At 72.2% G+C, this 21,128-nt stretch carries 20 protein-coding genes; 4 read left to right on the plus strand and 16 right to left on the minus strand.

What is annotated here, in order from left to right; all coding sequences use genetic code 11:
• Nucleotides 1–38 precede the first annotated feature (38 nt).
• Nucleotides 39–1,496 (plus strand): glycoside hydrolase 5 family protein, encoded by a 1,458-nt coding sequence (locus NRP21_RS12775; protein ID WP_257716587.1) that lies wholly within the window; start codon nt 39–41, stop codon nt 1,494–1,496.
• 3 nt (nt 1,497–1,499) lie between these two features.
• On the opposite strand, the gene NRP21_RS12780 is transcribed toward NRP21_RS12775, so the two are convergent.
• The 13 genes from NRP21_RS12780 to NRP21_RS12840 all read right to left on the minus strand — a co-directional run bounded on the left by NRP21_RS12780 (nt 1,500) and on the right by NRP21_RS12840 (nt 14,752).
• The gene (locus tag NRP21_RS12780; protein WP_257716588.1) at nt 1,500–1,832 is read right to left on the minus strand and encodes a cytochrome C oxidase subunit IV family protein; all 333 of its coding nucleotides are present in this window, start codon (nt 1,830–1,832) and stop codon (nt 1,500–1,502) included.
• A gap of 32 nt (nt 1,833–1,864) precedes the next feature.
• Complete coding sequence (locus tag NRP21_RS12785; RefSeq protein ID WP_257716589.1) at nt 1,865–2,491, minus strand: cytochrome c oxidase subunit 3; 627 nt, start codon at nt 2,489–2,491, stop codon at nt 1,865–1,867.
• Nucleotides 2,488–4,173 carry a cytochrome c oxidase subunit I gene (locus NRP21_RS12790; protein ID WP_257716590.1) on the minus strand — a complete coding sequence of 562 codons (1,686 nt, stop codon included), beginning with the start codon at nt 4,171–4,173 and terminating at the stop codon, nt 2,488–2,490. The genes NRP21_RS12785 and NRP21_RS12790 overlap by 4 nt, the downstream gene beginning before the upstream one ends.
• Nucleotides 4,170–5,111 (minus strand): cytochrome c oxidase subunit II, encoded by a 942-nt coding sequence (gene coxB, locus NRP21_RS12795; RefSeq protein ID WP_257716591.1) that lies wholly within the window; start codon nt 5,109–5,111, stop codon nt 4,170–4,172. Before coxB ends, NRP21_RS12790 begins: the two co-directional genes overlap by 4 nt.
• Nucleotides 5,108–5,890: a thioredoxin domain-containing protein gene (locus NRP21_RS12800; protein ID WP_257716592.1), complete on the minus strand. Its 783-nt coding sequence runs from the start codon at nt 5,888–5,890 to the stop codon at nt 5,108–5,110. Before NRP21_RS12800 ends, coxB begins: the two co-directional genes overlap by 4 nt.
• Entirely contained in the window at nt 5,887–6,351 is a 465-nt protein-coding gene (locus NRP21_RS12805) for a hypothetical protein (RefSeq protein ID WP_257716593.1), read from the minus strand. The genes NRP21_RS12800 and NRP21_RS12805 overlap by 4 nt, the downstream gene beginning before the upstream one ends.
• Nucleotides 6,338–7,396, minus strand: coding sequence for a hypothetical protein (locus NRP21_RS12810; RefSeq protein ID WP_257716594.1), 1,059 nt, complete (start codon nt 7,394–7,396; stop codon nt 6,338–6,340). The genes NRP21_RS12805 and NRP21_RS12810 overlap by 14 nt, the downstream gene beginning before the upstream one ends.
• Entirely contained in the window at nt 7,393–7,911 is a 519-nt protein-coding gene (locus tag NRP21_RS12815; RefSeq protein ID WP_257716595.1) for a c-type cytochrome, read from the minus strand. The genes NRP21_RS12810 and NRP21_RS12815 overlap by 4 nt, the downstream gene beginning before the upstream one ends.
• On the minus strand, nt 7,908–8,429 hold the full coding sequence (locus NRP21_RS12820; protein WP_257716596.1) for a DUF3341 domain-containing protein: 522 nt from the start codon (nt 8,427–8,429) through the stop codon (nt 7,908–7,910). The genes NRP21_RS12815 and NRP21_RS12820 overlap by 4 nt, the downstream gene beginning before the upstream one ends.
• On the minus strand, nt 8,426–9,775 hold the full coding sequence (nrfD, locus tag NRP21_RS12825; RefSeq protein ID WP_257716597.1) for an NrfD/PsrC family molybdoenzyme membrane anchor subunit: 1,350 nt from the start codon (nt 9,773–9,775) through the stop codon (nt 8,426–8,428). The genes NRP21_RS12820 and nrfD overlap by 4 nt, the downstream gene beginning before the upstream one ends.
• Complete coding sequence (locus NRP21_RS12830; protein WP_257716598.1) at nt 9,772–12,573, minus strand: 4Fe-4S dicluster domain-containing protein; 2,802 nt, start codon at nt 12,571–12,573, stop codon at nt 9,772–9,774. Before NRP21_RS12830 ends, nrfD begins: the two co-directional genes overlap by 4 nt.
• On the minus strand, nt 12,570–13,223 hold the full coding sequence (locus NRP21_RS12835; protein ID WP_257716599.1) for a cytochrome c3 family protein: 654 nt from the start codon (nt 13,221–13,223) through the stop codon (nt 12,570–12,572). Before NRP21_RS12835 ends, NRP21_RS12830 begins: the two co-directional genes overlap by 4 nt.
• 194 nt (nt 13,224–13,417) lie before the next feature.
• Complete coding sequence (locus NRP21_RS12840) at nt 13,418–14,752, minus strand: dihydroorotase (RefSeq protein WP_257716600.1); 1,335 nt, start codon at nt 14,750–14,752, stop codon at nt 13,418–13,420.
• Between the two features lie 126 nt (nt 14,753–14,878).
• Between NRP21_RS12840 and NRP21_RS12845 the strand changes: the two genes are divergently transcribed.
• Both NRP21_RS12845 and NRP21_RS12850 read left to right on the plus strand, forming a co-directional pair.
• On the plus strand, nt 14,879–15,952 hold the full coding sequence (locus NRP21_RS12845; protein WP_257716601.1) for an AbrB family transcriptional regulator: 1,074 nt from the start codon (nt 14,879–14,881) through the stop codon (nt 15,950–15,952).
• Nucleotides 15,949–16,152, plus strand: a complete 204-nt coding sequence (locus NRP21_RS12850) for a DUF1289 domain-containing protein (protein WP_257716727.1) — start codon at nt 15,949–15,951, stop codon at nt 16,150–16,152. The genes NRP21_RS12845 and NRP21_RS12850 overlap by 4 nt, the downstream gene beginning before the upstream one ends.
• A gap of 10 nt (nt 16,153–16,162) precedes the next feature.
• Here the strand turns inward: NRP21_RS12850 and NRP21_RS12855 are convergent, their stop codons facing one another.
• On the minus strand, nt 16,163–17,515 hold the full coding sequence (locus tag NRP21_RS12855; RefSeq protein ID WP_257716602.1) for a hydrolase: 1,353 nt from the start codon (nt 17,513–17,515) through the stop codon (nt 16,163–16,165).
• 447 nt (nt 17,516–17,962) lie between these two features.
• Here NRP21_RS12855 and NRP21_RS12860 point away from each other — a divergent pair, with 447 nt between their 5' ends.
• The gene (locus NRP21_RS12860; protein ID WP_257716603.1) at nt 17,963–19,204 is read left to right on the plus strand and encodes an O-antigen ligase family protein; all 1,242 of its coding nucleotides are present in this window, start codon (nt 17,963–17,965) and stop codon (nt 19,202–19,204) included.
• A gap of 10 nt (nt 19,205–19,214) precedes the next feature.
• On the opposite strand, the gene NRP21_RS12865 is transcribed toward NRP21_RS12860, so the two are convergent.
• Nucleotides 19,215–20,327: a glycosyltransferase family 4 protein gene (locus NRP21_RS12865; protein WP_257716604.1), complete on the minus strand. Its 1,113-nt coding sequence runs from the start codon at nt 20,325–20,327 to the stop codon at nt 19,215–19,217.
• Complete coding sequence (locus NRP21_RS12870) at nt 20,324–21,100, minus strand: glycosyltransferase (protein WP_257716605.1); 777 nt, start codon at nt 21,098–21,100, stop codon at nt 20,324–20,326. The genes NRP21_RS12865 and NRP21_RS12870 overlap by 4 nt, the downstream gene beginning before the upstream one ends.
• Nucleotides 21,101–21,128 lie beyond the last annotated feature (28 nt).

Genomic DNA, 21,128 nt, shown 5'->3' on the forward strand with positions numbered 1-21,128 from the left:
CCCTGGACGGCACCGGGACGCTGCGGCCTATTCCATTCATGCTGACCAGCGCATCGCTCCACCCCGACTCCACGATGACAGGGGGGGTAGCGACAGGCCTGCCCTGGATCGAGCGCGCGCCGGGTGCTCCTTACTTCGTCACCGATACCGGCGAGCCCTGGACGCCGATCGGCCAGAACGACGCCATCTCCTGGCGGGAGCTGTCCGGCCTCCTCGGCCGCCGCGACCTGCCTGGGGTGGAGCGCCACCTTCGCGGCCTGCGGGATCGCGGCGTCACCTGCCTGCGCCTGATGCTGGAGTATGCGGAGGGCGAGGAACACTACTTCGAGCGCCCCGCCGGCAACTTCGTCCCGGCCATGGTGGAGCTGTGGGACGACCTTTTCGCGCTGTGCGAGCGGGTGGGGCTCTACATCCTGCTCACGCCGATGGATACCTTCTTCACCTGGATCCGCTTCGACCAGCACCCCTACAACCGCGCCCATGGCGGGCCCTGCGCCGACCGGTCACAGCTGATGGTCTGTCCGGAGACGCGCGCGCTGGTGAAGGCGCGCCTGGCCTTCGCGACAGAGCGCTGGGGCGGCAGCGGCGCCCTCTTCGCCTGGGACCTGTGGAACGAGATGCACCCGGCCCAGGGCGACAACCGGCCCGACGCCTTCCCCAACTACATCGATGATGTCAGCCCCTTCCTGCGTAATCTGGAAATCCGGCTGCACGGGCGGGCGCACCTGCAATGCGTCTCGGTCTTCGGGCCTGAGCTGATCTGGAAGCCCTGGATCGTGGAGCCGATCTTCCGCCACCCGCTCCTCGATTTCGCGAACAGCCACTTCTACGAGGAAGGCACCATCGACGATCCGATGGACACGGTGGCTCCCGCCGTGAGCGCGGGGCGACTGACGCGGGAGGCGCTGGCCGAGATTAACGACCTTCGCCCCTTCTTCGATTCCGAGCACGGGCCGATCCACACCTTCAAGGACCACGGCATCACCCTGCCCGAGGCCTATGACGACGAGTATTTCCGCCACATCCAGTGGGCGCACCTCGCGTCTGGCGGCGCGGGGGGCGGGATGCGCTGGCCGAACCGCAGCCCGCACGAGCTGACGCCGGGGATGCGCGCCGCCCAGGGCGCGCTCTCGGGCTTCTTGCCGCTCATCGACTGGCCGCGCTTCCTCCGCCGCAACCTGAACGACGAGATCGCCGTGGAGGCGGGCGCGGTGCACGCCTTCGGCTGCGGCGATGCGTCCCAGGCGGTGGTCTGGCTGCTGCGGCAGGAACTGGGCGAGGCGGTGGAGGGGCGGCGCTTTGTCGCTTCCGGCGGTACCGTCGCCGCCACCATCCGCGTCCCCGGCCTGGCGCCCGGGCGCTACCGCGCCACGCTCTTTGACACCCAAGCGGGCCGCGAGACCGGGCAGGTGGAAGCCGAGGCGGACGATGCGGGGCTGCGCCTCTCGCTCCTCCTCACCAGCGGCGACCTCGCCATGGCGATCCGGGCGGCCTGAGCCTCAGAAGGGCTGCCGCATCGGCGGCTCGGAGCCGGTGCCCTGCCCCGCCTGGGGCTGGGTCTCCGGCGCCCGGGCCGCGAGGTCGGCGAAGGTCAGGGCGAAGAGAAAGCTCATCCAGATGAGCGAGGCCCCGCCCGCCAGCCGCAGCAGCGGGTCCGGCCGGCGCAGGTTCATGAAGAACACCGCCACGAGGATGGCCTTCATCGCGGCGATGCCGAGGCTGACCACCCCGTTCAGCCCGTGCAGCGGCGCGTAAGCGAGCGCGAGCGAGGCCCCGAGCAGCGCCAGCAACGCCAGCCACACCGGCAGCACGTGCTGGAGGATCGCTGACAAGGTCCGCGGCACATCCTCCCCCAGGCCCCGCCTCATGGCGCGCGCCCACCAAGGTAGAGGAGCGGATAGAGGACGATCCAGACGATATCGACGAGGTGCCAATAGAGCGCTGCCGCCTCGAAGGCCGGGCTCTGCAGCGGCCGGTCGCCGCGCCAGGCTTGCCACCCCAGCCAGGCCACCACGCCCATGCCGCCGAGCATGTGCATCGCGTGCAGCGACGTCATGATCCAGTAGAGCGCGAAGAAGATATGCGCCGAGGGTTCAGCGAGCGCGAAGCCCTCGCCGGGAAAGAGGTGCTTCTCCAGGTCGGAGGACCACTCGAAGCCCTTCACCGCCAGGAAGGCGGCGCCGAGCGCCAGCGTCAGCCCTATCCCCCACAGCGTCGCCCGCCGCAGATCCGCCCGCGCCGCCTCCGCCGCCACCGCCATGGTCAGGCTGCTGGTGAGAAGGATTGCGGTGTTGGCCGTGCCGAGTGCCACCTCCGTCTCCCGCCCCGCCAGGATGAAGCCTGCCGGGTGCAGCGCCCGCATGACGGCGAAGGCGAGGATGAGGCCGGCGAAGAGCATCGCCTCGCTGCCCAGGAAGATCCAGGTGCCGAAGGCGGCGGCCTCCCTCTGGCGGCGCAGGCTGCGCCAGGGCTCGCGCAGCGCGCCGCTCACGACCCGCGCACCTGGTTGCTGTGCGGCTCGCGATGGTCGTCGCCCGGCCCCTCGCCTTCCGGGTGGTAGAAGTAGGGGCCTTCATCCACCACGGGCGGGGTATGGAAGTTGTCGCGCGGCGGGGGAGAGGAGGTGCTCCATTCCAGACCTGTCGCGTTCCACGGGTCGTCCTCCGCCTTCTCGCCCCAGATCATCGACCAGGCGAGGTAGCCCATCGGCAGCAGGTAGGCCGCCGCCAGCAGTACCGCGCCGGCGGAGGACATGACGTGCCAGACCTGGAACTCCGGCGGGTACACGTGATACCGGCGGGGCATGCCGAGATAGCCCATGATGAACATGGGGAAGAAGGTGAAGCCGAAGCCGAAGAACATCAGGATGGCGGCGAAGCGCGCCCAGGTCATCGGGTACTTCCGCCCCGTGATCTTCGGCCACCAGAAGGACAGGCCGCCGTAGAAGGCGCTGACAGCCCCGCCCACCATGATGAAGTGGAAGTGCCCGACGACGTAGTAGGTATCGGAGACGTGCACGTCGATCGGGATGGAGGCGAGGAACAGCCCCGTCAGCCCGCCGATGGTGAAGAGCCCGATGAAGCCGATGGCGTAGAGCATCGGCGCCTCGAAGGTGATCTGCCCGCGGTAGAGGGTGAAGGTCCAGTTGAACACCTTGATCGCCGAAGGCACGGCGATGACGAAGGAGAGGAAGGAGAAGGCGAGGCTGGCGTAGATGGACTGGCCGGAGACGAACATGTGGTGCCCCCAGACCAGGAAGCCGGCGATGGCGATCCAGAGGATCGCGTAGACCATGAAGTCGTAGCCGAAGACGTTGCGGCGGGCGAAGCAGGTGACGATCTCGCTGATCACCCCGAAGGACGGCAGGATCATGATGTAGACGGCGGGATGGCTGTAGAACCAGAACAGGTGCTGGAACAACAGCGGGTCTCCGCCCCGCGCGGGGTCGAAGACCGGCAGGCCGAATCCGCGTTCCGCGATGATCAGCAGCAGCACGGCGGTCAGCACCGGCGTCGCCAGCACCATGACCAGGCTGGTGCCGTAGATGGCCCAGGCGAAGAGTGGCAGGCGAAACCAGTGCATCCCCGGCGCGCGCAGCAGGTGGATGGTGGCAAGGAAGTTCACCCCCGTGGCGATGGAGGAAAAGCCCGCCAGGATGATCGCCAGCCCCGCCAGCAGCACGTAGCTGTTGGAGAAGGTGGTGGAGAAGGGCGTGTAGAAGGTCCAGCCCGTATCCACCCCGCCCGCGATCAGCGCGTAGATCAGCACGAGCCCCGCGCCGACGAAGATGTACCAGCTCAGCAGGTTCAGCCGGGGAAAGGCCAGGTCCCGCGCGCCCACCATGAGCGGGATCAGGAAGTTCCCGAGGGTGGTGGGAATGGAGGGCACGAGGAAGAACCAGATCATCACCGTGCCGTGCAGGGTGAACATCCGGTTGTAGCCATCGGCCGTCAGCACGTCCGGCTTCGGCGTGAACAGCTCCAGCCGCATGGCCACCGCACCCGCGCCGCCGATGAAGAAGAAGGCCGTCAGCGCCGCCATGTAGAGCAGGGCGATGCGCTTGTGGTCCGTGGTCAGCAGCCAGGAGCCGATGCCGCGCTCCGCCGTCAGGTAGCTCGGCTCCTCGTGCGGGATGGCGTCGGGCGCGGGAAGGGCGGGGGCGATGTGGTTCACGGCGCGTCCTTCAGGGATCGCAGATAGGCCAGCAGGCGCTGCATCTCCTCCTCATGCACCAGCCCGGCGAAGGAGGGCATGACATCGGGGAAACCCGCCACCACGTCGCGCTTCGGCTGCAGGATGGAATCGCGCAGATAGGCCTCGTCCGCCGTCACCACGCGCCCGTCGGAGAGGGGCACGGGGCTGTTGTAAACCCCCTCCAGCCGCGGCGCGCGCACCGTGGCGCTGCCGCCGCGCCGGTCCCCGTGGCAGCCGGCGCAGCCCAGGGAGACGAAGAGCGCCGCGCCTTCCCGCGCCAGGTCGTCGCCGCGCGGCTGTGCGGCCAGCCAGCGGGCGAAGTCCTCCGGCTCCATCACCGTCACCTTGCCGCCCATGCGGGCGTGCAGCGTGCCGCAGAACTCCGCGCAGAACAGGTCGTAGGTTCCGGTCTGGGTCGCGGTGAAACGCAGCTCCGTCAGCCGGCCGGGCAGAACGTCCTGCTTGGCGCGGAAGGCGGGGACGAAGAAGGAATGGATCACGTCCTGCGAGGTCATCAGCAGCCGCACCTGCTCCCCGCGCGGAACGTGCAGCGCGTCGATCTCCTGCGCGCCGTTGGAGTGGCGCGTCTTCCACATCCATTGGCGGGCCAGGACGTGGACCTCGATCGCGTCCGGCTGCGGCGGGTTGGCGCGCAGCTCCATCCCCGTCGCCCAGGCGAAGAGGAAGAGGGCGAGGAAGAGGGTGGCGGCCGTCCAGCCCACCTCTACCTCCCTGCTGATGAACTCCGGCAAGGCCCCGCGCTTTGCGGTGGAGCCGCGGCGGTATCGGATGGAGAAGCCCAGCAGCAGGCAGCCGACGAGCAGCAGGATCGCCCCGCAGATGGCGAGCAGCACGCCCGTGAGCCCGTCCACCCGCTGCGCGAGGTCGGAGGCGGTGGCGGGCCAGAACTGGATCATGCGCGCCGTCCCCGCCGCGCCAGCAGCAGCGCCGCGACGCCCAGCAGGATCGCGGTGCCCGCCGTGCCCGTGGCCAGCCCGCGCTTGACCAGCGCGTTGTAGATCCCCCGCGCCGGGTCCAGCCCGTAGCAGAGCAGCCGGATGCCGGCCTCCACCAATCCGCCCCCGCCGCCGGAGGCGGCCTCCTGCACCGCGCCTGCCAGCGCCACCGGCTCCAGCGCCAGCCCTGGCAGCACGCGGGAGACGGTGCCGGCGGGCGTCAGCACGAGGGCGGCGAGCGGGTGGGCGAAGCGGTCGGATGCCACGTCCAGCCGCGCGCGGTAGCCGATGGCGGCCTGCGCCCGCTCCAGCACCGCGGCCGGGCCGGTGAGGAAGCGCGCCGCGCCCATGATCTCCGGGAAACTCGCGAGGTAGGTGGCCTTCATCGCCGCCGCCCTCTCCGGCCCGTCCCGCGCATCGATGCCGAGGACGAGGAAGGCGTAGTCCGCCCCCGGGCGCAGCCCCGTCTCCGCCAGGGCGGAGGCGGCGAGGCCCAGCGCCGTGCCGCAGAGCGTCTCGCAGCTGTAGTCGGCCAGGACCAGCACGGCGGGGCGGCCATCCAGCACCCCGGCGGGGGTGGCGGGGCGCCCCGTCTCGTCCCGCAAGGCCAGATCGAGCGGCATTGTGGCGCCGGGCGGCGGGTTCAGCCCGGTCTCGGCCAACTCGGCCTCCGTCAGCGCAGCGCGGGCGGGCAGCGCAAGACCCGGCAGCAGCATCAGGGCGAGGAAGAGGCGCCTCATGGCCGCACCCCTTGGGGCGGCGCCGCAAGGGGCTGCACCGAGGGAAGCTGAACCGCCCGGGTCCGCACCGCCTCCGGCCGCACCGGCAGGGGCTCGGGCGGCGCGGCCTCCAGCGGGTCCAGCCCGGCGGCGCCGCGGGCCGCCAGGATCTCCATCGCCCGCCCGACGGGGATGCGGATCAGGCCGCGATTCCGGTCCATCCAGGCGTAGCCCTCCACCTGCCGCGCCTGCTCGCCCCGCAACTGGTCCATGTCCGCGCTCGAATCCGCCTGGAGGCGCGGCTCGGGGAAGGGCACGGGGCGCGGCGGGTCGTTCGGCGGGGCGCCGATCCAGCGGACGTAGAAGCTGATCCCGAACAGGGTCAGTCCGAGGAAGGCGAGGGTGCCGAAGCCCACGCCGAGCACAACCCAGCTCCGGACCGATTCCCGCTGCCGGCGCTCGTTCAGCTCACGCCTGGCCATGCTTCGCCTCCAGCCGCGCCGCCACCGGACCGTAGGTCAGCCCCACCCAGAGCCCGCCCACCGCCACCAGCCCCAGCGCCGCCGCCGGCAGCGCCCAGGGGCCGACCGCCGGCGCCACGATCCAGGCTTGGTGCGCCGCGACGCCCAGCAGCACGGGCGGCCCCAGCCGCGCCAGCGCCGCCGGGCTGCGCCGCACCCGCCCCAGCAGCATCGCCCCCAGCGGCAGCGCCGCCGCGAGGCCGAGGGCGAGCGCCTGGAGCCAGATCCAGCCCCATTCCTCCCGCTTCAGGAACCAGGCCGCCTTCTCCGGCAGGTTGCCGTACCAGGAGACCAGGAACTGCGCGAAGCCCAGGTAGAGCGAGCCCAGCGCCGCCGAGTAGAGGAGCCCGGCCAGGTCCCCCGCGCGCCCGGGATCATCCCCTTCCCTCTCCGGCCGCAGCACGGCGGCCCAGGCGAGCGCGGCGAGGAGCTGCATCAGGAAGGTCGCCAGCCCGAAGGCGGTGGAGAAGAAGCGCGGCTCCAGCGAGAGCATCCAGTCCACGGAGATCAGCGTGAGGGCGACGAGGTGGAAGGCCAGCCCCAGCCCGCCCGCCACCGCCCCCGGCCGCCGCAGCAGCCACCAGCCCAGCACCGACCACCCGGCCAGTGCCAGCAGCGTACGCAGGGCGAAGCCGTCCGCGTTGAGGTAGAGGCGGGGAATATCCTCCACTGGCACGACCCCCGGATCGGCGGCCCAGGGATAGAGGGCGTGCAGCCCGAACAGCAGCGGCAGGCAGGCCAGCAGGAAAAAGGGCAGGCTGGCCGCCGCCGGGCCGAGCGCCGGGCGCAGCGACCCCGCCCATTTCCCGCCCGTCAGTGCACGCACCGCCAGCAGCCCCAGTGCGCCGAGCGCGATGCCGATCCAGAAGACCAGCCCCACCAGCCAGCCTGCCAGAGGCGCCCGGGCCGGCGCCAGCAGCGCCCAGACCGCCAGCAGCAGCGCTGCGGCGCCGCCCGCCATCGCCGAGTGCCCGGCATGGGCGCGAAGCCAGGGAAGCGGCCTCATGGCAGTCTCCCCGCCGCTTCCGGCGCCTCGGCCAGGGTGGCGTGGCGGGAGAGCTGGAGGGCGCGGATATAGGCCGCGATCGCCCAGCGATCCGCCGGCTGCACGCGGGCGGCGTAGGAGTACATCACGCCGTAGCCGTCCGTGATCACGTCGTAGAAGTAGCGCGCCGGCACGGCCCGGAGCCTTTGCGTGTGGTAGGAGGGCGGCGGCGGGAAGCCGCGCCGCACGATCATCCCGTCCCCATCCCCCGCCGCGCCGTGGCAGGGCACGCAGGCGATGGCGTAGCGCTCCCTCCCCCGCTCCAGCAGTTCGGCCGTGATGGGCGGCGGGTTCGCCGCGATCCTGTCCCGCTCCAGGTCGCCGCGCGCCACCGCGCCCTCTGGAAGCATCCGCGCGGCGCTGCCGTTCTTGGAGAGCTCGCTGCGGGCGTAGGTGTTCTCCTTCCGCTGCTGGTTCATCTCCTGCTTGCAGGCAGCCAGCACCAGAAGCGGCAGGAAGATCGCGACCCGGATCACGGCTGCACCGCCCGGATGGAGATCGGCCCCAGCCCGTCCAGCAGCGCCCTCAGCCGCTCCGCATCCGCCGCCTCGTCCGAGACGGAGAGGAAGAAGCGGTCCTGGCTCGCCCGGTCGAAGTCCCGCGCGGCGAAGACGGGGTGGTTCAGCCGGGGTAGCCCCGTGCCGATGAAGAAGCCCGCGATGCCCGTGAATGTGGCGGCCAGGATCCCCGCCTCAAAGGCGAGGACGAGGAAGACCGGCCAGGCGTGCAGCGGCCGCGCCCCGAGGTTCAGCGGGTAATCGATCACCCCACTGTACCAGCACATCAGGTAGACGAACCCCGCCCCAAGCGCCGCCGCGCCCAGCATGGCCGGGCGCAGCCGCGGCGCCTCCAGGGCCAGCGCATCCGAAAGCCCCTCCACCGCGAAGGGGGTGTAGGCGTCCAGCCCCTTGAGCCCCGCCGCCCGCGCGCGCCGCGCTGCCTCCACCAGCGTGTCGGGGTCGCGGAACTCGGCGAGGACGATCGGCGCGCTCATTCGCCCTGCCGCCTCTCATGCAGCAGCTTGCCCAGGTCGTGCATGGCCACGGCCGGCAGCAGGCGCGCGAAGCACAGGAACAGCAGCACGAAGAAGGCGATGGTGCCGCCCAGCAGCATCCAGTCCCAGATCGTGGGGATGTAGAGCCCCCAGGTGGTGGGAAGCTGCCCGTGGGTGAGCGTGTTGACGATGATGAGGATGCGTTCCAGCCACATGCCGAGGTTCAGCACGAGGGTGACGACGACCACCACCCAGATCCGCCGCCGCATGGCGGGGAACCACAGCACCTGCGGCGCGACCAGGTTGCAGAAGAGCTGGAGCAGGTAGGCCGGCGCATAGGGGCCGGTGAACAGGTACTCCACATGCGCCCGCTCCAGCGGGTCACCGCTGTACCAGGCGTTGAACCATTCCGTGCCATAGGCGAGCCAGAGGGCGACGGAGCCGGCGAGGACAATCTTCGCCATCGCGTCGAAGTGGCGGGGCGTGACCACGTCCTGCAGCCCCAGCCCGCTCCGCATCAGGGCCGCCACCACCACCACCATGCCGAAGCCTGAGAACAGCGCGCCGGCGACGAAGTAGGGCGGGAAGATCGTCTCCTGCCATCCCGGCATGAGGCTGGCGGCGAAGTCCATGCCCACCACGCTGTGAACGGAGACCACCAGCGGCAAGGCCATGGCGGCCATAGTGCGGTAGAGCACGTCGTGCAGGTGCCAGTGCCGCGCCGACCCGCGCCACCCCAGCGCCAGCGCGCCGTAGACGAAGCGCCCGGACGGCTTCTGCGCCCGGTCCCGGATGGTGGCGAGATCGGGGATCAGCCCCACCCACCAGAAGAGCAGGGAGAAGATGAGGTAGGTGGAGATGGCCGCGCAATCCCAGACCAGGGCGGAGCGCCACTGCGGCCAGAGGTCCATCGTATTCGGGTAGGGCAGCAGCCAGTAGGCCCGGTAGGGCCGCCCAAGATGCAGGATGGGGAACAGCCCGGCGATGCTGCCAGCGAAAAGGGTCATCACCTCCGCGAAGCGGTTGATCGCCGCGCGCCAGGGCTGACGCGTCAGCAGCAGCGCCGCCGAGATGAAGGTGCCGGCATGCCCGATGCCCAGCCACCACACAAAGTTGGCGATGGCGAAGCCCCAGACCACGCTGGTGTTCACGCCCCAGATGCCCACGCCTTCGATGAAGAGCCAGGCGATGGAGACGATCATGACCAGCGTGCCCAGGCCTGCCGCCGCGAAGAAGCTCCAGTAGATCCACCCGACCTTCCGCCGCAGCAGCGGGTCCGCCACCGTCCCGACGAGGGAGCCGTAGGTCGCGTCCTCCGGCAGCAGCCCTTTCGTCGCGCCGCTCACGTCGCCCCTCCTTCCGGCCGGGGGTTGCGGACATCGGCCAGGTAGGTGGTGCGCGGGCGGGTGTTCAGGTGACCCAGCAGCTCGTGGTGCTGCGGCTCCTCCCGCAAGGCCGCCACGGTGGACCCCGGGTTCCGCTTGTCCCCGAAGGAGATGGCGCGGGAGGGGCAGGCGGATTGGCAGGCCGTCGCCACCTCGCCTTCCTGGATCGCGCGCCCCTCCTTCTCCGCCGCGCGGCGGGCGGCGGAGATGCGCTGGGTGCAGTAGGTGCACTTCTCCATCACGCCGCGCGCGCGCACCGTCACCTCCGGGTTGCGCTGGGCCGCGATGCTTGGCGCACCAAGGTTGGCGTATTCCTGCCCGTCCGCGTAGCCGCGGTAGTTGAAGTGCCGCACCTTGTAGGGGCAGTTCGCCTGACAGAAGCGCGTGCCGACGCAGCGGTTGTAGACCTGCACGTTCAGCCCCTCGGAATCATGCACCGAGGCGGCAACGGGGCAGACGGGCTCGCAGGGCGCCGTCTCGCAGTGCATGCAGGGCACGGGCTGGAAGCCCGGACGCGGGTTCTCCTCCGGTCCCAACTCATAGGTGTCGATCCGCAGCCAGTGCATGTCGCGCCCGCGCGAAATCTCATCCGGCCCCACGACCGGCACGTTGTTCTCGCTCTGGCAGGCGATGACGCAGGCGTTGCAGCCGATGCAGAGCGTGCTGTCGATCACCATGGCCCAGGCATAGGTGTCGCCGTTCTTCGGCTCGTAGAAGGTCGGGAGCTTCTCCTCCTCGTGCGGCGGCCCCTCTGCCTTCTTCCGGAACTCGGCCAGTTCCAGGCTCGGGAAAAGATCGGCCTCGTCCGCCTCGATCCGGTGCGCGTCCTGCGGCCGTAGGATCTCCGCCGTTCGCCCCGTCGCCTCCAGCACCAGCCCCGTCGCGGACCAGGCGCCATCGGCCGGGCGCAGCGCGTAGGCGTCCGTCCCCAGGCCATCCCCGATCGCCCCGGCCCGGCGGCGGCCATAGCCGAGGGTGATCGCCGCCACCCCGCGCGCCATCCCACCCTGGAGAAGCACCGTGGCCTCCACCACGCGCCCGTCCAGCCGCAGGCGGGACACGTCGCCCGCGCTCAGCCCCAGGGCGCGCGCCTCCTCCGGCGCGATCTGCACGGCATTGCCCCAGACCTGCTTGAGGATCGGCTTCGGGCATTCCTGCAACCAGGCATTGTTGGCGTAGCGCCCGTCCCACACGGAGGGATCGGGGCGGAACAGCAGGGTGAAGCCCGGCGTGGCCGCGCGCGGGGGCGGCAGGCGCGGCTCGGGCGGCGCCACCGTCGGCGCGGCACTCCCCTCCACGACGCCATCGTGCAGCACGCGCCGCCACCACGTCTCGAACTCGCCCGAGGGGCGCCCGGCGGACCAGGTGGCGCGCACGGCGTCCCGGTCGCCCGTGTCACGGTCGCCCAGCAACAGGTTCAACAGCCAGATGGCGGAGCGCGTGTCGTAGATCGGCCGGATCAGCGGCTGGGTGACGGAAGCCGTGCCATCCGTCGCCCGCGCATCGCCCCAGCCCTCCAGGACATGCGTCTCCGGCAGGTGCCAACGGCACAGCGCCGCCGTCTCGTCGAAGTAAGGCCCGAGATGCACGGTGAAGGCCTGGGAACGCCCGAGCGCCTCGGCGAAGCCGAGCGCCGCCGGGCTGTCATGCGCCGGGTTCGCGCCGATCACCACCAGCGTGTCCACTCGCCCGAAGCGCAGGTCCTCCACCAGCACCGAGAGCGGCTCCGGCGCCTCCGCAGGCGGCTCCCGGTACTCCACGGGCGCGTTGAGGCGCGCGTTCACCGCATGCACCAGCGCCTGCACCTCCGGCGGCAGCCACGGCCCGGCCAGCACCAGCGCCTCACCGGGATGCGCGGCCAGATCGGCCACCGCCATTTCCACGAAGCCGCGCGCCGGCCCGGGCAGTTCGGGCGCGGGCACGTCCAAACCCAGCCGCGCCGCCAGCGCCGAGGCAACCGCCGCGATCTCCTCCGGCCGTGCGGGCAGGCGGTGGTCGGCCTTGGCGCCCGTCAGGCTCATCACCGGCTCGGCGGCGTAGAGGCGGGAGAAGCCTTCCGCAGCGGCCTTCCGCGCCTGCCGCCGCGCCGCGAAGCCCCGCGCGTGGCGGGGCTGGTCCGGCCCCGGCCCCAGCGGATCGGCATCCAGCGCCACCACGACAGCCGCGCGATCTAGCCGCGGCAGGGTGGAGAGCGGCCGCCCCAAGGCCATTGCCGCGCCCGCGCGCGCGTTCTCCTCTCCCAGCGCTTCGTGCGTGTGCCAGCGCATCGCCGGGAAGCGCCCCTTCACCGCCCCGATCAACCGCAGCAGCGTGGGCGAGGTGATGTTCCCCGTCAGGATTCGCAGCCCCTCCCCGCCCCGCGCCTCCAGACCGCGCAGCCGCGGCTCCAGCGCCGAGACGAAGTTCTCCAGCGCCCCGATCCGCAGCCCTTGCCGCACCGCGCGGGAGCGGTCGGGGTCGTAGAGGGAGAGGATCGCCGCTTCCAGGAACACGTCCGTCCCGCCGAGGCTCGCGGGATGCGCGGCATTGCCCTCCAGCTTCACCGGCCGGCCCTCAAAGCAGGTGGCGATCACGCCGCGCCCGTAGCCGTTCAGCGTCAACGTGGTGGCGAAGCGCATTGGCACGCCCGGCACCACGCGGTCGGGCTGCTCGACATAGGGGACGATCTCCTCCTCCGGCTTGTCGCAGGAGGTGAGGCTGACGGCGGAGGCCAGCAGCGCCAGCGCGGCCTGGCGGCGGGTGAGAGGCGGCGCGTTCATCGATGACACCGCGAGCAGTCGATGAGGCCTTCGGTGCGGATCAGGTAGTCATGGATCAGCTTCTGCCCCTGCTGGCGTTGGTTCGCAGGCGCGCTCCAGTCCATGTCGTAGATCGCTTCTTTCGGCCGCAGGTTTGGCGCGGGGTCGCGGTGGCAGTCCAGGCACCAGCCCATGGTCAGCGGCGCCACTTGCCGGATCTGCTGCATGCGCTGCACCGCGCCGTGGCAGGTGGAGCAGCCCACGCCTTTCGCCACGTGCACGCTGTGGTCGAAATAGACATAGTCCGGCAGCCGGTGCACACGCTGCCAGCGAATCGGGTCGCCCTCTGCGAGCGACCGCCGCACGGGCGCCAGCATCGCGGCGTTGGTCCAGATCTGCGAGTGGCAGGTCATGCAGGTCTCGGTCGGCGGGATGCCCGCGAAGCGCGACTGCTCGACCGAGGTGTGGCAGTAGCGGCAATCGATCCCCAGCCCACCCGCGTGATGCTCGTGGCTGAACTGGATCGGCTGCTCCACCGTGATGTCCTGCCGCGTGACATGCGCGGTGAAGGGCAGCACGATCAGCAGGCCCAGCCCGCCCAGCAGCGCGCCGGCAGTGGCCAGCAACGCCGCGCGGGCGATGGTGTCGGCATAGGGTGGGAAGATCTGCACGCGGGGGCGCGTCAGCGGCTCAGGGGGCCGCTGGCCGCGGAGTCAGTCCAACCTCGCCCATCCCCACCATCGACTCCCCCGTTCCGACAGGGGAGACGACACTGCACCCTGGCGGCGCGTCAACGCTCCGTCGCGGCCGCTCGATGCACAGTTCCGCGACATGACAGGGAATACATCGGGCGGCTTAACCTATCCTATTCCACCCGCGTCCCGTCGAAGCGCACGGGCTCGCCGGAGGGCACTCCGATCACCTCATCCTCCCGCATCACGGCGCGGCCGCGAATCACGGTCATCACCGGCCAGCCCTGGCAGCGCGCCCCGGCGAAGGGGCTCCAGCCGCAGGGGGCGACGAGCCAGTCGAGCTCGATCGTCCGGGACTTGCCCATGTCCACCACGGTGAAGTCCGCGTCGTAGCCCGCGGCCAGGCGCCCCTTGCCGATCGCGCCGTAGACCCGCGCCGGCCCCGCCGCCATCAGGTCCGTCAGGCGAGAGAGGGAGAGCCGCCCCTCCGACACATGGTTCAGCATCAGCGGCACGATGGTCTGCACGCCCGTTAGCCCGGCGGCAGTGGCCGGCCAGGGCCGCTCCTTCGCCTCCTTGCTGTGCGGCGCGTGGTCGCTGCCCACCGTGTCCACCGTGCCGTCCGCCACCGCCGCCCAGGCGGCGTCGTAGTGGCGCTTGTCGCGGATGGGCGGATTCATCACGGCGTAGCCGCCCAGCGCGTCGTAGGCGTCCGGTGCCCACTGCGTCAGGTGGTTCAGCAGCACCTCCACCGTGCCCACGTCACGGAAGTCCTTCATGTACTCCAGCTCTTCCGCGGTGGAGACGTGCAGGATGTGCGCGGGGCGATTCGTCTTGCGCGCCAGCGCCATCAGGCGCCGCGTGCCGAGGAAGGCGCACTCCACGTCGCGCCACTCCATGTGCAGCCTATGGGGCCCGCCGGCGGCGAACATCGGCTTGCGCTGCTGCAGCCGGTACTCGTCCTCGGAGTGGTAGGCGATGCGGCGGCCGCCGTTGCGCATCACGCGCTCCAGCGTCTCGTCGTCCTCGATCATCAGGTCGCCGGTGGAGGAACCCGCAAAGACCTTGATGGCGCAGACGTTCGGCTCGCGCTCCAGCGTACCGAGCTCGCCCACATTGCTCCGCGCCCCGCCGACATACATGCCGACATCGCAGTAGGCCGTCTCGCGGATGTGCCCGCGCTTCCAGTCCAGCTGCTCCCGGCTGGTAATGGAGGGCTGGGTGTTCGGCATGTCGAACACCGCCGTCAGCCCGCCCAGCACGGCGCCCTTGGTGCCCGTGCCCATGGTTTCCACATTCGGGTCGCCGGGGTCGCGCAGGTGAACATGCGGGTCGATCAGCCCGGGCAGCACGTGCAGCCCGGCGCAGTCGATCACCTCCGCCGCCTCGTCCGTCCGCAGGTCGCCGATCGTGACGATCTTGCCCGCGCGCACGGCCACGTCGGCCCGCGCCTCGCCCCAGGGCAGCACCAGCGTGCCGCCGCGCAGGATCAGGTCATAGCTTGCCATCGCGCCGGGGCCTCCATTCAGCGAAGGGCGGTGATAGCGCAGGGCGGCACGGGGCGGGAGGCCGCCATGACGGCCCTTCCCCCAGCTGATAAGCTGCCTTCCGCAATGCAGCATACGGGCACCGGCATGGAACATGGCATCGCACGGCTGCCCCGCTGGGCCCAGTGGACCCTTCTCGTCGCCCTGGCCGCCCTGCTCTCGCTCGGCTTCCGCGCGGCGGGCCTGCCCGGATCGGCCCTGATGGGGCCCATGCTGGCGGGCATCCTCGTCAGCGTCGCCGGCGCGACCCTCCGCCTGCCCCGGCCCCTCTACATGGGGGCGCAGGGCATGGTGGGCGCGCTTATCGCCACCATCGTCACCCCGGGCATCCTGCACTCCTTCCTGGACGACTGGCCGCTGATCCTGCTGGCCGTCCTCGCCACCCTCGCCGCCAGCAGCGTGCTGGGCTGGCTGATGAGCTTCTGGCGCGTGCTGCCCGGCACCACCGCCATCTGGGGCAGCGCCCCCGGCGGCGCCTCCGCCATGGTGGTGATGGCGGAGGCCTTCGGGGCCGATGTCCGCATGGTGGCGCTGATGCAGTACACGCGCGTGGCCTGCGTGGTGGCCAGCGCCGCCGTCATCGCCCACTGGCTGGCCGTGGCGCCCCCGCCCCCCGCCCCCTGGTTCCCCGCCATCGAGCCCCTGCCCTTCGCCAATGCCCTGGTCCTGGCGCTGGGCGGGTCCTGGCTCGGCAAGGTCCTCCGCATCCCGGCCGGGCCCATCCTCCTGCCGCTCGTCGTCGGCTCGGCGCTGCACTCCACGGGGCTGCTGGACCTGCAGCTGCCGCAATGGCTGACCGCCATCGGCTTCGGCGCCATCGGCTGCCACATCGGCCTCGGCTTCACCCGCCCCGCCCTGGCCCAGGCGGCGCGGGTCCTGCCGAAAATCCTGCTTTCCGTCGTGGTCCTGATCGCGCTCTGCGGCGCCATGTCGCTCGGGCTGGCGAAGCTGCTCGGGCTGGACCCGCTGACGGCCTATCTCGCGATGAGCCCGGGCGGCATCGACTCGGTCGCCGTGATCGGGGCCGCCAGCGGCGCCGACATGTCCTTCGTCATGGCACTGCAGACCATGCGGATGCTGGTCGTGGTGCTGGTCGGCCCGCCCCTGTCGCGCGCCCTGGCCCGCGGCCTGGACCGCCGGGACAGGGCGACCACGCCCTGAGCGAGGGCAGCCCGGAGGGGAACCCCGCCGTCCCTTCGCCCTGCACCGGCCTGTGCCGGCTGGACGAGGGGAAGGTCTGCCTGGGCTGCGGGCGGAGCATCGCCGAGATCGCCGCCTGGCCTTCCGCGAGCGAAACCGAGCGCCGCGCCATCCTCGCCCGCGCCGCCGGGCGCCGGTCCCGGTCGAAGGGGGCGGGCTAGCCCCCCGGCCTCACCAGGTCAGCTCGGCCACTGTGATCCGGTTCTCCGCCATCGGCCAGGCGCGGGCCACCACCCGCTCCTCGTTGAACAGCCCCACCACCGGCGTGCCGATCCGCTCCGCCGGCAGGCGCGCGGTGGCGGTGGCGCCCGCCGCCACGCCGCGCGGCACCTCCGCGGGCTCCTTCCCGTCCAGCAGCACGGCGTCGCGCGGGATTCCGAAATAGCCGCGCGGCCGGTTGAAGCGCACCAGCGCCGCCGCCCCGCGATCCGCCTGCGCGGGCGGCGCGGCCGGGCGCAGATGCACCACGTCGGAGGAGCGCGGGAAGGGATTGCGGTAGGAATGCGTGATCGGGTGGTCCGGCGCGGCCACCACGAATTCCAGCAGCCAGTGTGGCCCGACCGTCAGCGGCCCCCAGAGCCCATCCGCCCCCGTCATCTTGGCATGGATCGGCCCGCCCATGCGCTCGCCCGTGCCGGGATGCAGCCGGTACACCTCCACCATGGCCTCCGCGACGGGCCGGTTGGTCTGCACTCCGCCCGGCGTGCCGGTAACGCGGCCGTTCAGCACCACCCGCTCCTCCGGCACCACGTCCAGCCGCTCCGGCTCCCGCCCGGCGATGAAGCGGAACATCTCGCGGAAGGCGCGGGCGGAATAGGCGGTCTCGCGGTGGTCCACCCCGGGCAGCACCACATTGGTCGCGCCCCGAAGCTCCGGGCTGGCATAGCCCACCCCCGTCGGGGTGCCGGGCCGGCCGAGATAGCGGCCATCCGGCTGGGCATAGAGATCGTTGGAATCGGAGCGAATGGTCAGGAATGCCGTGCCCGGCACCACCTGGGACTCCCCCCCGTTCAGCCGCCGAAGCAGCGCGGACCGCGCGCTGAACTCGCGATTCGCGTTCGCGTCCCAGTCCCAGATGCCGTTGTTCGGCGTGCCGCAGGTCACGGCGTGCGACACCTCGCCCCCGCCCCCGTGCAGCTGGACATGGTTGCGGATGGGATAGCCGCCGCGGGAATTCCCCACCAACGCCACCCGCGCCGCGCCGGTGCGCCCGCGCAGGGCCGCCACCTCTTCCGCCAGCTCGCTCCAGGCCTGGTCCGAGGAGGAGCGCAGGGGCTGCGGCACGGCGTCGTCGTCGCGCGCCAGGGGATCGGTGAAGTCCAGTGCGCGCAGGCGTTCCCGAGGCCATCCATTGCTCTCGAAGCGCCAGAGGGTGGTCATCCACAGCGCCGCGTGGTCGCCATTGCCGTGAACGAAGAGGATGGGGGTCAGGGCGGCCTCCTCGGTGGGCTGCGCAAAGGCGGAGCGGGCGAGCAGGGGGCCGAGGGCGAGACCGCCCAGCAGCGCGCGTCGGGCCAGGCGCATCGGCGACGTTTCCTTGTCCTTCTCGAGAGGCTTCCAATCTACAGAATGGCGGCCGGGCGAGACAGCCACCCTGGGCTTGCCTTTTTCGATATTAATAGTCATTCTCATTTCAGTCGAGCGAGACCCGGGGGCGGGGCCCCGGATGGATGGGCCGGGTACCTCCCCGCGGCGACGCCACCTGCCCCGCCGAGGGCGGGGCGCCACCGGCCCTTTCCCGCCTGACGAAGCGGGCCTGCCCCGAGAGGGGCCATTCCGATCCGCCGGCGGGGCGCATCCCCCCACCGGCGCGGCAGCGCCGCCCCCCGGCGCCACCGAGCCCGGGCCGGCCCCGCAATTCCGCGGGCCGGCCCGGAAGGCTCCCACCGAGGCTTTCCTGGCCGCTTGCACGCCCGCACGGAGTGGTTCATCCCCCGCCCCCGACCACCCGCCCGGAAGCCGCCGCCGAGAATGCCAGTCCCGAGAACCAGCATCCCGCCGGGGGCGGCCCTGCCCGCGGGGATCCTGCTGCTGGTGGTACCCCTCGTCGCCTTCGGGCAGTTCCGGGGGATCGCCCTGGCCGCCACCATCGGCCTGCTGGCGGTGGTGGTGGGGCACGCGCGCACCGGGCACGGGCTGCCCCGGCCGGGCCGCACCGCCCTTCTCGCGCTGCTCCCGCTCCTCTGGTGCCTCGTCTCCGCCCTCTGGGCCCAGGCGCCGGGGCACGCCGCGGCCACGGCGCTCCTGCTGGGCGGCTTCATCCTGGTCGGCTCCGCGGCCTGCGCCGCCGTTTCCACCACCATGCCCGAGGAGGCGGAGGTCATCCTGCGCCGCCTGGCCTGGGGCCTCGGCCTTGCCATCCTCCTTGCCCTCCTCGACCACCTGGTCGGGGGCGCGCTGCGCGCCGCGCTGCGCGGGATGCGGGACGTGCCGGGGACGCTCTCCTTCAGCCTCAAGCCCGCCGTCTCCACGATCGCGGTGCTGCTGCCGGTCGTCCCGTTCATGCGCGGCACACCCTGGCCGGCACGGGCGGCGCTGGTGCTGGGCGGCTTGCTCACCGCATTCCTCCTGCCGGCGGAATCCGCGAAGATCGCCATCGTCGCCGGGCTCCTTGCGGCCGGGGCCGCCGCCTGGCTCGGCCCCTGGGTCGCCCGCGCGATCGGGGCGGCCCTGGCCATCGGCTTCCTCGCCGCGCCGCTGATCGTGGGCGCGATGCTGCCCCGCCTGCCCTCGCTGGAGACGATGCAGCCCTCCGCCGCGCACCGCATCCTGATCTGGGACTTCGCCCTGTCCCGCATCGCGGAGCGCCCCGTCCTCGGCTGGGGCGGGGAGGCCGCCCGCACCATCCCTGGCGGCAAGGACACCTTCAGCACCGAGACGCTGGACCGCTACGGCCTCACCTCCCCCTTCTCGCGCTCCTGGTTCGGGCGGAAGGACGCGCAGCGCCTGCCGCTGCACACCCACAACGCCCCGATCCAGGTCTGGCTGGAGCTGGGCGGGGTGGGCGCGGCGCTGGCGGCGCTGCTGATGCTCGGGCTGGGCGCGGCCGCCGCCGCTTCGGGCCCGGCCGGCGCGGGCGTGCTGGCCGCCGCCGCCACGGTGGGGATGCTCAGCTACGGCATCTGGCAGGAATGGTGGATCGGGCTGCTGCTGGTGGCCGCGCTCGCACTCACCGCGCTCCGCCGATCGGCAGGGCTTACCGCCCCTGACTGACCTGCAGGGCTTACCGCCCTGCGGCGCCCAGCAGCGCCAGATAACGCGGCAGCACAGCCCCCCAGGTGAACTCCGCCCGCGCGCGCCGCGCAGCCGCCTCGCCCATGCGGCGGCACAGGGCGGCATCCTCCAGCAGACGGAGGAGGGCCGCCTCCACCGAGGCCGCGTCGGCGCCGTCGCAGACGAGGCCCGTTTCCCCGTCCACCACCGCCTCCGCCGCGCCGCCGTCCCGCCCGGCCAGGGCCGGCAGCCCGTGCCAGGCGGCCTCCAGGTACACCAGTCCGAAGCCCTCCACCGAGTTCCCCTCCCGCCGCACGGGCATGGCGAACAGATCGGCCCCGGCATAGAGGGCCGCCTTCATCCCGGCCTCCACACGGCCGAGGAAGTGCACCCGCTCCGAGACGCCCAGCTCCGCCGCCAGGGCGCGCAGCCTCGGCAAATCCCCTCCCCCGCCCGCCACCGCGTGGCGCAGGCCGGGATGGCGCGCCGCCAGGGCCGGCAGGGCGCGGATGACCATGTCCACGCCCTTCCGCGGCTCCAGCCGGGCCAGGGAGAGGATCAGCGGCCCCTCCCCGCGCAGCGCCGCCACCGCCGCCCGGTCGGCCTGCCCTGCCTCCGGCTGCGCCCCGATCGGCGGCAGAACCACGGAAAGGGCCGGCGCCCCGGCCGGCAGGAAGGGCCGCGCCAGCCCGGCCGTGAAGGCCGAATTGGCCGCCACCACGTCCGCCTTCGCCAGCGCCCCCTCGATCCGCCCTCGTTTGCGGGCGGAGAGATCGCGCGGGAACTCCATGCCGTGCGCCAGCACGAGGGTCGGCACGCGGGGGCGCGGCAGAACCTCCAGGCTCTTCCAGCTATCGGCGATCACCGCCTCCACCGGCCGGCGGGCCAGGGCGCGGCGCGCGGCCAGGGCCTTCAACACCCGGCGCAGCGGGCGGGGCCCGCCGAAGCGGCGCAGCTCCAGCCCCGGCGGCCATCCCGGCTCCTTCAGTCCCCGGCCGCGGATATGGTCGGCCAGGACCAGCACCTCCCGCCCGCCATCGGCCAGCGCCCCGGCCATTCCGCCCATCAGCGATTCGATCCCACCGGGATCGGGCGGGAAGTTCTGGGTGAGGAGGAGGATCAAGCGCCCTCGTCCCGGTGCCGCTCCGGCTCCAGCCGCGCCTTCAGATGGGACAGCACGGGCGCCACCCCCGCGCAGACGGCCAGCAGCACGCCCCATCCCCCTTCCCGCCAGCCGCCCTGCCGGAAGTAGGAGCCGAAGGAGCCGCGGACGGAGCCGGCCAGGGCGGCGGGCAGGCTGCCTGGGCGCCCCACGGCCAGCCGGTCCGAGGCTTCGAGGTCTGTCTCACGGTCCAGCCGGCGCAGCAGGCCGGAAACGTCCGTGTCCACCACCCGGTGCAGGCCGGACGCGACGATGGCCGGCCCCTCCGCGCCTTCCCAGTCGGGCCCGGGGTTCATGCGGCCGGTGCGCCAGCGCTTGGCCCCCTGGCGGGAGAGGACGGGCTTCTCGGCCGCGCCCAGTCGCCCCGTCCAGCCCCGCCGGATCAGCCGGTCGCCCACATGGTTGTCGATCCGCAGGCGGTGCCAGGCATGGGTGGAGGATTCCGCCACCCGCCGGATCTCCGGCCAAAGCGCGGCCGGCACGCGCTCGTCCGGCTCCACTTCCAACACCCAGTCGCCGGTGCAGGCCTCCAGCCCGGCGTTCCGGCGCTCCCCCTCCGTCGCCCAGGCGCCCTCGATCACGCGGTGCGCGCGCTTCCAGGCGATGGCGAGGCTGGCATCGGTGCTGCGGTCCAGCACCACCACGATCTCGTCCGCCGGCTCCAGGCTGGCAAGGCAGTCGGGCAGCCGCTCCGCCTCGTTGCGCGCGACGATGAGGGCGGAGATTCGGCTCATGCGGTGCTCCCGGTCAGCTGCGGCCCGC

Origin of the sequence: Roseomonas populi (assembly GCF_024594815.1) — a bacterium.
Classification (GTDB): Bacteria; Pseudomonadota; Alphaproteobacteria; order Acetobacterales; family Acetobacteraceae; genus Roseomonas; species Roseomonas populi.

Excerpts from the sequence above, each read along its gene's own strand:
- NRP21_RS12775 (WP_257716587.1), top strand. The coding sequence starts at position 39 with ATGCTGACCAGCGCATCGCTCCACCCCGACTCCACGATGACAGGGGGG.
- coxB (WP_257716591.1), bottom strand. The coding sequence starts at position 5,111 with ATGATCCAGTTCTGGCCCGCCACCGCCTCCGACCTCGCGCAGCGGGTG.
- NRP21_RS12800 (WP_257716592.1), bottom strand. The coding sequence starts at position 5,890 with ATGAGGCGCCTCTTCCTCGCCCTGATGCTGCTGCCGGGTCTTGCGCTG.
- NRP21_RS12805 (WP_257716593.1), bottom strand. The coding sequence starts at position 6,351 with ATGGCCAGGCGTGAGCTGAACGAGCGCCGGCAGCGGGAATCGGTCCGG.
- NRP21_RS12810 (WP_257716594.1), bottom strand. The coding sequence starts at position 7,396 with ATGAGGCCGCTTCCCTGGCTTCGCGCCCATGCCGGGCACTCGGCGATG.
- NRP21_RS12820 (WP_257716596.1), bottom strand. The coding sequence starts at position 8,429 with ATGAGCGCGCCGATCGTCCTCGCCGAGTTCCGCGACCCCGACACGCTG.
- NRP21_RS12830 (WP_257716598.1), bottom strand. The coding sequence starts at position 12,573 with ATGAACGCGCCGCCTCTCACCCGCCGCCAGGCCGCGCTGGCGCTGCTG.
- NRP21_RS12840 (WP_257716600.1), bottom strand. The coding sequence starts at position 14,752 with ATGGCAAGCTATGACCTGATCCTGCGCGGCGGCACGCTGGTGCTGCCC.
- NRP21_RS12845 (WP_257716601.1), top strand. The coding sequence starts at position 14,879 with ATGGAACATGGCATCGCACGGCTGCCCCGCTGGGCCCAGTGGACCCTT.
- NRP21_RS12855 (WP_257716602.1), bottom strand. The coding sequence starts at position 17,515 with ATGCGCCTGGCCCGACGCGCGCTGCTGGGCGGTCTCGCCCTCGGCCCC.
- NRP21_RS12860 (WP_257716603.1), top strand. The coding sequence starts at position 17,963 with ATGCCAGTCCCGAGAACCAGCATCCCGCCGGGGGCGGCCCTGCCCGCG.
- NRP21_RS12870 (WP_257716605.1), bottom strand. The coding sequence starts at position 21,100 with ATGAGCCGAATCTCCGCCCTCATCGTCGCGCGCAACGAGGCGGAGCGG.